The 13,960-nt window shown below is 41.8% G+C and carries 11 protein-coding genes; 2 read left to right on the top strand and 9 right to left on the bottom strand.

Annotated features, from left to right (window positions below; genetic code table 11):
- Positions 1 to 85 precede the first annotated feature (85 nt).
- Genes DEAC_RS08760 through DEAC_RS08770 form a run of 3 tightly spaced genes read right to left on the bottom strand, consistent with a single transcriptional unit; the run spans position 86 to position 4,033 of the window.
- Positions 86 to 1,192, bottom strand: a complete 1,107-nt coding sequence (locus tag DEAC_RS08760) for an ABC transporter ATP-binding protein (protein ID WP_047809658.1) — start codon at positions 1,190 to 1,192, stop codon at positions 86 to 88.
- Positions 1,189 to 3,000 carry an ABC transporter permease gene (locus DEAC_RS08765; protein WP_242847105.1) on the bottom strand — a complete coding sequence of 604 codons (1,812 nt, stop codon included), beginning with the start codon at positions 2,998 to 3,000 and terminating at the stop codon, positions 1,189 to 1,191. Before DEAC_RS08765 ends, DEAC_RS08760 begins: the two co-directional genes overlap by 4 nt.
- Complete coding sequence (locus DEAC_RS08770) at positions 2,954 to 4,033, bottom strand: ABC transporter substrate-binding protein (protein ID WP_047809659.1); 1,080 nt, start codon at positions 4,031 to 4,033, stop codon at positions 2,954 to 2,956. The genes DEAC_RS08765 and DEAC_RS08770 overlap by 47 nt, the downstream gene beginning before the upstream one ends.
- Before the next feature lie 297 nt (positions 4,034 to 4,330).
- On the opposite strand from DEAC_RS08770, the gene DEAC_RS24675 reads away from it, so the two are divergent.
- Positions 4,331 to 4,576 (top strand): cell wall-binding repeat-containing protein, encoded by a 246-nt coding sequence (locus DEAC_RS24675; RefSeq protein ID WP_345788157.1) that lies wholly within the window; start codon positions 4,331 to 4,333, stop codon positions 4,574 to 4,576.
- Positions 4,577 to 4,950: 374 nt separating this feature from the next.
- On the opposite strand, the gene DEAC_RS08775 is transcribed toward DEAC_RS24675, so the two are convergent.
- Entirely contained in the window at positions 4,951 to 5,514 is a 564-nt protein-coding gene (locus DEAC_RS08775; protein ID WP_242847106.1) for a Chromate resistance protein ChrB, read from the bottom strand.
- 530 nt (positions 5,515 to 6,044) lie between these two features.
- Here DEAC_RS08775 and DEAC_RS08780 point away from each other — a divergent pair.
- Positions 6,045 to 7,256, top strand: coding sequence for an MFS transporter (locus DEAC_RS08780; RefSeq protein ID WP_047809660.1), 1,212 nt, complete (start codon positions 6,045 to 6,047; stop codon positions 7,254 to 7,256).
- 79 nt (positions 7,257 to 7,335) lie between these two features.
- On the opposite strand, the gene DEAC_RS08785 is transcribed toward DEAC_RS08780, so the two are convergent.
- The 5 genes from DEAC_RS08785 to DEAC_RS22160 form a co-directional block, all read right to left on the bottom strand.
- Positions 7,336 to 10,470 carry an efflux RND transporter permease subunit gene (locus DEAC_RS08785; RefSeq protein ID WP_047809661.1) on the bottom strand — a complete coding sequence of 1,045 codons (3,135 nt, stop codon included), beginning with the start codon at positions 10,468 to 10,470 and terminating at the stop codon, positions 7,336 to 7,338.
- Positions 10,467 to 11,675, bottom strand: a complete 1,209-nt coding sequence (locus DEAC_RS08790) for an efflux RND transporter periplasmic adaptor subunit (RefSeq protein WP_047809662.1) — start codon at positions 11,673 to 11,675, stop codon at positions 10,467 to 10,469. The genes DEAC_RS08785 and DEAC_RS08790 overlap by 4 nt, the downstream gene beginning before the upstream one ends.
- 593 nt (positions 11,676 to 12,268) lie before the next feature.
- Positions 12,269 to 13,162: a class I SAM-dependent methyltransferase gene (locus DEAC_RS08795; RefSeq protein ID WP_047809663.1), complete on the bottom strand. Its 894-nt coding sequence runs from the start codon at positions 13,160 to 13,162 to the stop codon at positions 12,269 to 12,271.
- Positions 13,163 to 13,272: 110 nt separating this feature from the next.
- A complete protein-coding gene (locus DEAC_RS22155; protein ID WP_161796432.1) occupies positions 13,273 to 13,488 on the bottom strand; it encodes a hypothetical protein in 216 nt (71 codons plus the stop codon).
- A gap of 13 nt (positions 13,489 to 13,501) precedes the next feature.
- A complete protein-coding gene (locus DEAC_RS22160) occupies positions 13,502 to 13,924 on the bottom strand; it encodes a hypothetical protein (RefSeq protein ID WP_053006347.1) in 423 nt (140 codons plus the stop codon).
- Positions 13,925 to 13,960: the final 36 nt, after the last annotated feature.

Genomic DNA, 13,960 nt, shown 5'->3' on the forward strand with positions numbered 1-13,960 from the left:
CCTTTCAGTAAGATAGCAATGTAACATTCGTTACATTGCTATCTTACTACATCATATCACCTGTAACAAGACATTATTTTATTCGTTAACTAACTCTATAATTAACGGCCGGCTCCCCATTATCCGACATATCTCTTAGAACCCGGCATCCTTCTGCTGGCAGCCAAAGTTGGATAGATTCTGTAACTTCAATTTCTTGAGTGTCCCATACCTCAAGCTGTATATCATGTGCATTTTCTAATGCCACTTTGTATTGCCAAGTGACTCCCTGAAAGGATCGCTGAAGAACTTTAGCCTCGAGAAGAGTCCCTGGGCCCTGACTTTGTGAGTTGATGAATATATCTCCCGAGCGAATCATGACTTTAGCCTCTTGCCCCGGAATTAGCTTTCCCACAGTATAAATGTTAAGTCCCTGACAGTTGACTAAAGAATGCTCACCGCATCGTTCAACAACCCGACCACGAAGTATATTGGGACATCCCAGGAAATTGGCAGCAAAAACCGTAGCCGGTTCACGATAGAGCCTAGTTGGGCTATCGGCTTGTTCAATTCTCCCCTGATTCAACAGGACCACGTGATCAGCCAGACTTAGAGCCTCAGCTTGGTCATGGGTCACATAAACCGTTGTAATGCCAGCCCCGCGTACAATCCGCATAATTTCCCAGCGCATTTTTTCCCTCAACTGGGCATCTAAGCTGGACAAGGGCTCATCCATCAGCATTATCGACGGATGAATAACCAAAGCTCGGGCTATTGCCACCCGCTGCCTCTGACCTCCTGACAATTGATTCGGGTATCGTTTTTCAAAGCCATTCATCTGCACAGCCTCAAGAACTTCAGTCACCTGCTCTTTGATCTTTTTAGCGGGATACTTCTTTAAGCGCAGACTAAAGGCAATATTTTCGAAAACATTCATATGCGGCCAAAGTGCAAAGTCCTGGAAGACCATGCCGATATTTCGCTCTTCAGGAACCATCGTATAGCCCTTAGCTGACCATGTCAGTTCTTCAGAGCGAATTTTGCCGCCATCAATGTCTGTTAAACCGGCTAAAGCATTTAAGAGAGTGGTTTTGCCACAGCCCGAAGGGCCCAGTAAAGCCACACAGCTGCCTTCAGAAATTGATAGTGAAAGCCTGTCAAGGACTAATTTGCTTCCGTAATGTTTTGTTACATCTTCAAGCACTAGGTTCATAAGATTACCTCCCCATTACTAAGCAGGACCGGATCCTGGGCCGATTCCAATTCCGGGTTTTCTTCCAGCCCTTTACCTTTTTTGCTGAAATGCTCCATCAAATAGCGTCCCAGGCTGTAGGCAGCCAACAGAATGACTAAACCAATCACAGACAAGGCACTTCCCTTTGACCAGTGAGATTCACTAAAGTAATGCTGAATGGTTACCGAAAAGGTTGGATTCCCAGGCGGATAGAGCAGCATCGATGCCGGTAATTCGAAAATAATCTTTGTAAAAGTCATAAAAAAGGTGGAAATAGCTGTCCCAGCTACCAAGGGAAGAATAATTTTACGCAGGACAACGATTTCGCCGGCCCCTTGCACTCGAGCAGCCTTAATCAGATTGAGCGGCAGCTGACCCATAGCCCCTAACTGCAGTCTGATCGAGTAAGGCAAATAGGTTGCCATAAAAGCTAAACCGAGACAAATAGGCGTTCCATAAAGCACAAGGTTTAAGGGAATAAGCCAGACACCGTTCCAAGCAAAGACAAATGCTGCTGCAAGAACGATACCGGGAACAGCGATAACAGACATGGTTAAAATATTGAGAAAGGAAGTGACAGCGGACTTTTTAAAGGACATCTGGTAAGCCAAGATTACACCTAAAATCATTGTCAGAACGGCCACGACAAGGGCATATTCCAGAGAACTTCCGAGAGCGTTTACCCCTGCACTGCCGATTTTAAGCGCTTTGCTGTAATTTTCGAAGGTCCAATTGCCAAAGCTTAGTCCATTGGCCCAAACTTTCCAAAGGGAAGCGATAACAGTGCTTCCAAGGGGGACGAGCAAACTAATACTCAAGATAAAGAACGAACCGGTAGTCAGCAGCAGATTCTTCCTTTTCACAAAATTAACCGAATCCTTACGAGCTAAAACTGTGCTGTAGTCTTTTCTGCGCATCCAAAAAAACTGAAGCAGAATCGCTCCTGCCGAAATTATGATAACCAAAAAGGACAAACAGGCCGCTGCCGGATAATTTACGGGAGACTGGCCAAGTGAAACATAAATTTGATAAGGAAGCAGAGATAATTGAGTCTGGTCCATTAGGGCGGCAGGCAGTCCGAAATCACCGAAGGCCTCGGCAAAGGCAATAGAAGCCCCAGCAAGCAAAGACGGCGTCAGCAGGGGCAAAACAATTTTCCGAAAGACTTGGACACGGCTTCCGCCTGCCAAACGTCCGGCCTTAATTAAATCACTATTCACGTTTCTGATACCCTGCTGCATGCTGAAGTAGACATAGGGAAAATAGCTAAAACCCATAATCAAGATCACGCCCCAACGGGAGAAGAACCAAGAGGACCAGCCGTTAGACAGCTTCAGCAGCTGGGCAAGAATGCCGCCATCCTGCATAAACATTACCCAACCCTCCGCAACGATATAGGAAGGCAGGAAGAAAATTAACCAGACCAGAGCGTCTATAAAGCTGCGCATAAAACCGGACTGTTCTTCTGCAGCAAAAGCGATTAAGGTCCCTATGATTGAAGCTGCCAGGGTTCCCGCGGCTCCAATAAAAATAGAGTTAAGCACTGCGTTAAGATTTTCCTTGTCAGTAAAGACTTCCTTCAAGGAGGCCAGGGAAGGCGCCAAACTCATATGCACACTGTACAGATTTGGAAAAACAATTTGTAATAAGAGAGCTAATATGGGGTAACCAATGAGGAGGGCAAGAAACGCCACACCTAAAATGTCGTACAATGACGTTCCCAGCTTTTTAAACTTAAGTTTAGTGAATAATTGCATCGTTAAACCACTTCTTAATATCATTTTCATTCTGCGCAGATTTGACAGGATCAACCTTTAGCCAATTGATACCATCGCTCTGACGGAGAGAACTGCCCTCAACGCCGTTTATGATAGGATTAAAATAGGAGTCACCGCCGCCATTCTTAGGATCAAGCATAACTTTTTGTCCTTCGGGTGAAAGGACAAATTCTACAAATTGTTTAGCGGTTTGCGCATTGGGAGCTTTTTTGTTTATAGCAATGACGCCGGGTAATGTGAACACTCCGGAAGAGGGATAAATAATATCAATGGGATTGCCATCTGCTTTCGCTGCAACCAAAGCTGAGTCCTGAATTGTTACAGCCTTTACCTGCCCATTCAATAACGATTTAATTTCCACATCATTAGTTTCCCCCACTTTCATGCCGTTGCCTTTCAATGAGGTGAAAAACTGTTTCCCCTGGGTATCGCCCATCAGATTAAGCATACCCGCGACATAAGGAAAAGTAGGTCCTGAAACACTGGGGTTATTCATAGCCAGAGCATTCTTAAAGGTTGGCTTAAGAAGATCGTTCCAATCCTTCGGATACTCTGAACGAGGCAGCAGCTTTGAATTAACACCGATGGCTGCCGCAGCTGTGACACCTGTCGGATAGTAAGCTTTATCGGCAGGAACCAGTGATTGCCCAAGCTGTGTTAAATTAGAAGCATCCTTTGGTGCCCAGCCCTGCATAAGCAAACCCTCGTTATCTAAGGCCTGCATGGTGGCGTCACCGTCGAACCAGGCTACATCCCAGTGAGAGTTGGACTTCTCCGCTTCAATTTTAGCTGCCAAAGGTCCGGTCGACATGTCGACAAGCTGAACTTTGATGCCGGTTTTAGCCTGAAATGCCTTAGCCATAGCATCATCGTAACCCTGGGCCGAGTAAAATACGAGTTGTTTAGGTGAAGCAGATGCTGTATTGGTAAGCGAAGTGCCGGCGGATACCTTGGAAGAAGTACCACAGCCTGTCAGTACGCTGCCTAATACCGCAATAGACATCAGTACGATAGACAGTTTTTTGTAACTATATCGATTCATAGTTCTAACCTTCCTTTCAGTTATTATGAAATAATTGCGCTGAATTGTGGCTAATATTATCTATTCTTAGTCATGGTCCATAAATAGTTATGTAATGATTCTTTAAGCACAGAAATCATTTATAAGTTACATAGGCACTCCTTCTTTTAACGCTTTTTAGAAATGTAATACCAGTTACATGGATTATAGTTTAATGTGACAGGCGTTACAATTCATTTTCTGTAAACTGAATGTTAAATTTAGGTAAATACCTCAATGTAATTCACTGCTAAAAATTTCTTTGTTCATTCTCAGTAAATCCTCAGCTTTGCCTCTGCCTATAGTTTTCCGGATGCTTTAGGTGTTGCTTCAATTGCTGCCAGCAAGGTCTGGCCTTTCCTTTTAAGCGGACCGAACCGGCTGCCTCAGAGTGTGAAGGATTTCGTCACATCAGATCAACCATCCAACATTTATATTGTCGACGGAACATTTGTCTTGCATGATGCCATTCAAACGGAACTGCAAACTACTGCACCTACCGCTCAAATCCAAAGATTTGGCTGACAGGATCGCTTTGGGACATTATCACAGATTTTGTATAAATTTCACCCAAATCCGTCGCAGATCTATTTAGCTAATGGTTTTGATTTTGCCGATGCCCTTTCCGGCAGTACTATACAGATCCCAATCAGCAACTAACCCGACGTATTCAAGGGGCAATGCGTTAATCTATAATCTGCACTTTCTTAAGCACTGAGAAAAACAGCCTTGGTTCATAAGGACCAAGGCTGTTTGATGACTCGTCTTCAGTTTTAGTACAGTGTATATTTTTGTCCTCGTTAGAAAAGGCCAAAAGAAAAATGAACTCCGAAAGTCCTTTCTCCTTTTGGCCTTTTATAAATTTGCAAAACAAGGCAGCGTTATAACATCATTAATTTTCAGTCTTTAAAGATCTTTATCTCTGGCGGCGGGTCGTTCTTTTCATTTTCAAAGGTTTTACTGCTAAAATCCTCAAAGCACTTCCGACATTCTTCAAGTTTCTTTTCTGTTGCTTCGCGCAAAGGCGAGAAAAATACATCTCTTAATTTTACTTTTTCAAACCATGATAGAAGCTTTTCCAGTTCTTCCTCATTCTCTTCGGCTTCGGCAAAGGTAAAATTTTTCCGCTCGAGTTCTTTATTAATTTCAGCAAAATAATCATTGCATTTATCAATGATTTCCTCATATTCGATTTCTCTTGCTTTATTAAAGCGGGAGATCATAGCCTTTTCATAGCTTTCTTCCATAGCTATGGTCTGCATCAAGAGAACTTCTCCATGATTCTCGCTGATATTTGAAGCTACCGTTGACAAAGCCGAATAATTCTCATCGTTAAAGGGCAGCAGCCATAACGATTGGTGAATATTAACAGCTCCCAACTTTTTCAGACTTCGCCAAGTGCCTACTCTTAACCTTGATGGCTCTGACGGCAAATTGTAACTCATGATAAGCCATTTCAGCAAAATATCACCCTCCTGAACCGCTTTGTCACTTCTTTACCAAAAGAAATTCTGCGGTATAGTTCATCATCCGGTCGTTATTAGTTTCATTTCGTCACCTGGTAACTTTTCGCTCATTTCTGCCTTTCTTAATGTTCTACAAGTTTTACCGATTTCCTTTTATCATTTAATCCTATCAGAGGGTTCAATTTCTGTCCAATATCCCTTTAGGAATCCATAGATCAGTGAACTTGTTCAGCTAAAGCTGAACATTGGGGCTTCAGATACAAAAATGTCCAGTGGACATTTTTGCCGAGCCGCCTTTCCCAATACGAATACTTTGCGGCGAAGGAGGACTCTACCACACCTGAAGTTAACGAAAGACCCACCCCACTTAAATTATACAAGTGGGGGTCATAAAAACCGGATAAACTCAAGCACTTAAAAATTTGAAAGTTTCATTTTAATGTCTTATTTTTAATCATTCTTTAATATAGGTGACTCATTTGACGGACATATTAACTTCATCTGAACTACCCAAGGAGGAATTGTTCTTGAACTTAATAAATTCCGATGAAACTTATTTGATTGGATTGACGCCCAAACAAAAAATAGCACTCTTCTTTTCAACCCTCTTTGTATTTGCTAATATTTATAGTCCACAGCCAATTCTTCCCTCTTTGACACGAGTCTATAATCAAACTCCTCAAACAGTCAGTTTGATAATATCTTTGCCCTTAATTTTAATTGCTTTATTTTCTCTTATGTACGGATGTATTTCAGACCGATATGGACGATGGACAGTTATGCGTTGGAGTACTATAGGATTAATCATTCCTACTCTCCTATTAACTATAGCTCCAAATTTCAGCGTTTTACTCCTTTTACGCGCATTGCAGGGGCTTTTATTGCCCGGATATATGACAACGGTTGTTTCATATGTCAATGATATTTTTCTGCCAACGGAACGGGGTGCAGGTATGGGGATTTTCGCTGCTGCATCAGCAATAGCGGGACCGCTCGGGAGAATCGAGATAGGTACGTTTAGTCAATTCTTAGATTGGAAAGCCGGTTTCTTCAGTGCCGCTTTCGATACGTTAATAGCGTGGATTCTCATTGACAGAGTCTTGCCCAACGAAATAAATCCAGCAGCAAATGTCTCCTTAGTTGTCAGGGACTCGTCTCCCAAAGAAAACTTCAAAATTACTCTTAACTCCTTTTATGATCACCTGCGTAACCGGCATTTGGCGGGAGCTTATATAGTAGGAGCTGCAATGCATGCCAGTTTTATAAGTGTGTTAACGTATTTGCCATTTAGGCTGAGCAGAGCACCCTACTGCCTAAACCCCTCACAAATAAGTCTCGTCTATGTGCTTTATCTACTGGGAGCAGTCGCAGCTCCGCAAGCCGGTCGTTTATCCGATTCCATTGGGCGGCGTTTCGTTCTCGCTTTAGCACTATCTCTAATGCTCATAGGGCTATGGATAACGATTTCATCATCCCTAATCCTTATCCTTTTCGGAATCACCCTGACAATTTTGGGACTTTTTTCGATACAATCTACGGCTACTTCATTAATTGGGGATTGGGCCAACAAAAACCGAGGAACAGCAATATCCTTGTACACATTCTTTTATTATATCGGTGCTGGGATAGGAACTTCTGTCAATGCTATTATTTGGATTCAAGCATCTTGGACCGGTATCATTGTCGTCTGTATCTTTTCTCTATTAATAGCTCTCCTGTCCGTTGCTTTTCTTTGTTAAAACCTCTGTTGCTCAAAAAGGACAAGTGGTAAAAATCAACGTGCTCCGGAACCGATATTAACATACTTTTACTTACTACTTAACCTGTTACAATCTGATTTGCCTCCACTTCGGAGCTAGCCTTTTTGTACGGAAAACGATGTAAACGTTCACGAAAATCATGTATGATTGTATACATGACCGGTACGAGAACCAATGTAACCAGAGTAGAAATTGTCAGCCCAAAGACAACAACAGTTGCCATGGGGGCTTGCGCTTCGGCGCCATCGCCATGGCCCAGCATTACAGGTAACATAGCCATTACAGTAGTGCATGTAGTCATTAAAATCGGGCGCAAACGAATCGGTCCAGCCTCGCAAAGAGCTTCCTTAACAGATAACCCTTTTTGGCGTAGTTGATTGGTATAATCAACGAGGACAATCGCATTATTTACTACTATACCTATTAACATAATGATCCCAATCAAGGAGTTCATGCTTAGGGTTTGTTTCATTACCAGTAAACCTAACATGACTCCCACAAAAGTTGGCGGCAGAGAAAACATAATAATGAAAGGGCTAATAAGGGATTCGAACTGCCCAGCCATCACCATGAACATCAATATGATGGACAATGGCATTGCCATACCGAGACTTTTAAAGGATGAGGCCATATCAAGGGACTGTCCTCCAAAAGACCAGCTGTAACCAGAGGGAAAGCTTATTTGGTCCAATTTAGCTTGAATATCATTTTGCACTTCCCCAATTGTTCGACCATAAATATCTCCCGACACCGTTATCTGGTTCATCTGGTTTACCCTCTCAATGGTTGCAGGGCCGACGCCCGGCTTTACCGTTGCTACCGCAGTGAGAGGCACTTGCTGATTTCCTGAACCCAATAACATAATATCGTTGACATGGGAGAAATCACGGGTATATCCTTCGGACATTTGAACCACAACGTCAACGGCCGTAGATCCTGCTATATAGCTGGTGGCCTTGGTTCCGCCATAATCTGCCCGCAGAGTATTTAAGATTTGAGCTATTGTTATACCGTAATAACCTGCTTTTTGACGGTCGATGTTAATATCATATTCCGGCGAAGTCTTTGATGCACCATTTAAGACATTTCTTGTACCAGACACCTGACTGACTTGATTAACAACTAAATCCCCAAGTTTATTTAAAACATTTAAATCATTACCTTTAATATCAATATCGACGCCTGAACCGCTTGACCGACCAATCGTTTGTTGAGTGGCACGCATTGAAATTTGAGCTCCTGGGATATTCGCTACTTGCTTGCGCAAATCTTCGATGATAGTAAAGACACTGCGTTGACGTTGGGCTAGTGGCTTGAGGTTAACTTTAATACTTGCTGTATTTGTTGATGCCGAACTAAAAGTTCCGCCACCGCTTCCTACAACAGTGTACATAGTATCTGTTTCAGGCATTTTCATAATTGAATTTTCAACTTGACTTGTTACCTTGTTAGTTACGTCCAAGTTGGTTCCCTGAGTCAGATTTATATTAACAGAATACATGCCTTGGTCTAAACTTGGTGTCAACTCAAAACCAATAAGGGGATAAATCGCTAGACTGCCAGCGAGGAGTAAAACTGTAGCTATCAAAACTGTTTTACGATGATTTAGCGACCAGCGCAATAGTCTTGCATAAACGAGTTTCAACTTATTAATACTGGCTGAAAAAACATATGCTGGGTTCCATCGACTTCCTTTCCCCTCGTTGACAGCAAATCCTTTGCCTCTCATCAACTTGGCTGATAACATGGGTACTAGGGTAAGAGCACCAAAAAGCGCCGCTATATGAGAGAAAATAACCGCTAAGGCCATAGGCATAAACATCTGAGATGCTAACCCCTGGATAAAAATTACAGGTGTGAAAACACTGATTTGAGCAAGAGCACTGGCCATTACAGCCGTACCTACTTCCCCCGTACCCAGCTTAGCTGCTTCATTCGGACCATAGCCAGACTCCCTATAGCGGAATATACTCTCAATAACAACAACCGCAAAGTCCACTAACGAACCTAACCCCACAGACAAACCACCTAGAGATATTGTATTGATCGTCTGGTGGGCAAAATAAAGAGCAGCAAAGGTGGAAACTACGGCTATCGGAATCACAATTCCAATTACAACAGTTGTGCGGATCTTTCTCAAAAACAACCATAAGATGACAAGGGCGAACAATCCTCCCCATAAAGTATGGTCAATCACCGTATTGATGGACTGCTTAATAAAAACAGCCTGATCACTGACAACCGTCAGTTTTATCCCCATGGGCAGGCTATTATTAATAGCAGGCAAAACCTTTTGTAAAGCATCTGAAACTTGAACTGTATTACCTCCCGATACCTTCATGACATCGAGGGATACACAAGGAACCCCATTCAAGATAGATTGCGAAGTTTCGTCTGCATAAGCATCTTTAACCTGAGCCACATCCGAAATCTTAATCGTGCCGCCCGAAGGAAGGTGAACCGGCACGTTAAGCACGTCTCCAGGAGTAATAAATTGACCGTTAACATGCAGGTTAATCGTCTGATTCCCCTTATTAACCACTCCCGCATCGGATTGCATATTATCGTTTTGCAATGCGGAAATAACCGAAGTTGCTGCCAGATTATAAGTATACAATTTGTTCGGATCAACAATAACCTGAATTTGACGAGTCTTTCCACCGTTTACGTTCACAGCTGAAACACCATTCACCTGCTGCACTTCCGGCGATACTACGTCATTTGCGAGCTGATTTAATTGTTCCACATCGACATTTTTGCCGGACAAGGCAAGGCTAATAATTGGCTGGCTATTAGGATCAACCTTCATGAGTGAAGGCACGCCCGCATCTGTAGGCAGCCTCTTGGCAACCTGATTCAATTTGTCACGCATATTGGCAACAGCCTGATCCAAATCTGCCCCATAGTTGAAATGCAGGATGACGGTAGATTGTCCACTGCGGGATCTGGAGTCTACTTCAGATACATCGGATACCGTGCTCATAGCAGACTCTAAAGGTTGTGTAAGCTGCTGCTCAACAACTGAAGGAGAATAACCAGGCCAGGAAACAGATACAATGGCGACTGGTATGTCCATATTAGGGTACAGATCGACAGGTAATAATGGAAGAGTTATTGCACCCAGTAAGACCAACACCACGATAAGCATAGATATCAGGACGGGTCGATCGACTGAAAGATTCGCAATTCTCATTTTTTGGCCCCCTGCGCAGATTGCTTCTGCTGATTGATTAGTCCATTGACCCCAGCTTGATCAGCACTTTGAACAACCCTTACATTAGATCCATCAGAAAGCAAGTCTTGCCCGGCAATTACCAAGTTCTCTCCGGCCTTTAAACCGCTCGTTACAACAGCCTTATCGCTGTTTACAGCTCCTAGTTGGATCAGATGCATGTGTGCAACACTATTATTAACTGCAAATACTTCACTCCCCTGTGTTGTTTCAACTACTGCCTGCACTGGGATAATGATACCTGGTTGACTCTTTAAACCGTTAAATTGCACAGTAACAGTCATGCCGGGCTTAATAGTTTGATTCTGGCTGGCAATATCAATTTGCACTGGATAGGCCCGACTTACGCTATCCATCGCAGGACTTATTTTACTTACTTTCCCTTGAATTGCATTTGAGCTTTGACCGTCGAGTGTGATTGATGCGGCTGTCCCTTGTTTGATACTACCAATCATTTGCTCCGGTACGTTTACAGATACATTCAATGAACTAGGTTGAACAATAGAAAATAGATTTGAAGACGTTGAAACTTGTTCGCCAATTTCTACGTTTTTAGTGGACACCGTCCCATCCACCGGGGAAGTAATGGTTAGCTCATCAATTTGTTGTTGAGTTATTGAGAGAGCAGCTTGGTCTTTGTTTATGACCGATTCATCCATTTGAATCTTAGCACTGGCTGTAGTCATTTTAAGGCGATATTGGTCTAGATCTGCCTTTGAAACCGCTCCATTATTAAATAATGTCTGGTAACGTTGAAAATCTGACTGAGCTTGTTGATATGTAGCTTGATCGCTGGGTAACTGCGCTTGATCTACCTGAAGCTGGGCTTGGTTTTGCGACAATTGTCTTTGCAAATCCGAAGGATCCAATGTTGCCAGTACTTGCCCCTTATGTACGTCCTGACCCATATTAACATCTACAGAAAGGACACGTCCGGAAGACTTTGAGCCAATGTTAGTTTGTAAGTTTGATACTACCGTCCCTGTGAGAGTGTTTATGCTATTTAAATCACCAGTTTGAACAGGTGCCGTTTGCACCGGTATCGCCTGTTGTCCACGGGAATTTGGCGAAGCAGCGGTTTTTGTCCCACAACCGGTTAAAGATGTAATGAGCAACCCAATTATTAATACCTTAGAATGCCTTTTAATAGTTTCAGATGAAAGCAAATTTATTCCTCCTAGCATCACTTGAATTTTCCAGAAATGAATAGTCTGATAGTGTTATATGCTTAAATGAGAACACTCTATTTAAGGTCTTTTCCAAAATATAACAGTAAATTGGTCGCAACTACTTTTAGTTTACAATGCTTTTGTGAAAATAGTGTCATCATTAAGTCAAGATCTTGTTAAGAAACCGAACAGAATTTTCAAGGTAGGTTTTTAAAAAGTTTTCCGTTTCACGGTGACAGTTATTTATTACCCATATCACTACATTATGTAAAATAAAATAGGCTACATGTTTCTGCGAACAAAGCAAGAAAACATTGCACCTGTTTTTGATTCAATTCCGAATAATCCTGCCTATAACCCGCACCATAGGCTTGTTTAGAGGTGTCTGTTTTCTTAAATGAACCACAGTCTCAATATACCGTCCAAGGAAACATATTTGGTGTTGAAAACTATCGTAAAGTAGTTGGTAACACCTCCATCTTCATATTCGGAAAAGCTCCCCTCCCCAAATTAAATTGGAAGCAACCCAAATTCTTGCCTCTTCAGTTTGCATGAGTCAGGAAAGGGGGAAAATATCAAAAACACCGCTGCTATTTTTTCCCAACAATGATATTTACTTCTGTTTCGATGCTATCCCATACTTTTTTATTGTTTTCATACATTTCAATGCGTTTTGCTTTCCGCTCGTTTACTAAATCGATATATCGGTTCGCTAGTTGCTTTATAGCTTCACTGTTATCATTATTCAATACCGAAATTGCTAAATCAATATAACTACAATAAAAGTTGTCAATAATTAGTCTCGAAAAGTCATTGGATTGTTGATTATCGGGACTACCACTTATTTTAATCTTTCTATGTTGAATGTCTGTAAAACCAATATCTTTCAAGAGTTTCTTCGTCTCATCATCAGAATGTTTATGTTTGTTAAATCGCTCGGCCTTTAGTTTATTATGCTCGTCAATAATTTGAAGTGCCAGCAGAATGTAAAGTTCCTCCTGAGCCATTGGAATCACTTCTAACTGACTCTCAATATTTTCAACGTATTCTCCGACATCCATAACGACAATATATCCGCCATGTTTCAAGAGTCTATATTGTTCTTGAAAGAAAGATGTATTTTCTACATGTTGTGCGACTGTGTATGAAGTTGTAATATCAAAACTCTCGTCAGGAAATGGCGTATTACAGGCATCACATACATTGTAGGCAATATTGTAGTGATTCTTGGCGGCTGTTTCAATGCAAAAATCAATAAAACCACTGTCCAAATCAATTCCTTCAACCTGTAAATCCCCGCCAAACCAGTCGCAGACACATCTTGTAAATGAACCTGGACCGCATCCCAAGTCAAGCAACTTCATGCCACATCGTATTGGCAAGGCTTCTAAATATAATCTTGAAAATCTAACGTTAAAGCGAAAATCGCGAATTTTAATCAATGTCTCAATTCCAAAAATATTTTTGGACCAAACTGTATTCATTCTAAAAACTCCAATATTAATGATTTCAGGAATTCTTTTCGCAGAGAATCTTCTCATCCTAAGATTACCATATATTTATTAAAAGAAAGTTAAAAAATGGTTATCATTGCTCAACTGCCCTTCATTCTCATAAAGAAGCGAAAGGGTTCCTTTTCTTCACCGTTATAGATCGACAGTTTAGCTACATTTCTTTGGTGATATATTTTCCCATATCTATCCGCCTGATTGTCACAAACATAAGCATAATCATAATTGTTCGGTAAAACCCAGCCCATAAAGATGTAGGAATGAGCAGGGTCACCCAGGCTGCAATTATTCTGATCCATCGTAAAACAGATGTCACCTGGCTGCATTTTTGTATGTGGAGCTGCGCGCCCAGCCTCTCAGCTCCAGTTGATTAATAAGTCCTCTGGTATTACAGGTAGTGTCGGGTAACTTAACTCCGTTTTGCCTCAGTGCTTCGGCAACAAAGTAAACGCATGCATTCCTATACTGCCCATTGTTTAGCTTCAATGCCCTTTTCATTACTTTCTGCCGATTGGCTTCTTTAGATAGATAGTCATACAGTTTTTTATTTAAATAGACTTCAGAAGCGTTTATTTTTAGTGATTTGTTAACCTGAATCTTGTTTATAACTTTCGGAGCTTGAGTATTACCTGGAGCCGATACGGGTATAACGCTTTGAATCTCTTTATGCGGTAAAAGCAGAATTAAAGCAATTATCATACTTCCCCCTATGAGGATCGAATATTGCTTCTTCATAGGAAATACCTCCTCAATCGAATCTCTTCAGTAAAA

Origin of the sequence: Desulfosporosinus acididurans (assembly GCF_001029285.1) — a bacterium.
GTDB lineage: Bacteria > Bacillota > Desulfitobacteriia > Desulfitobacteriales > Desulfitobacteriaceae > Desulfosporosinus > Desulfosporosinus acididurans.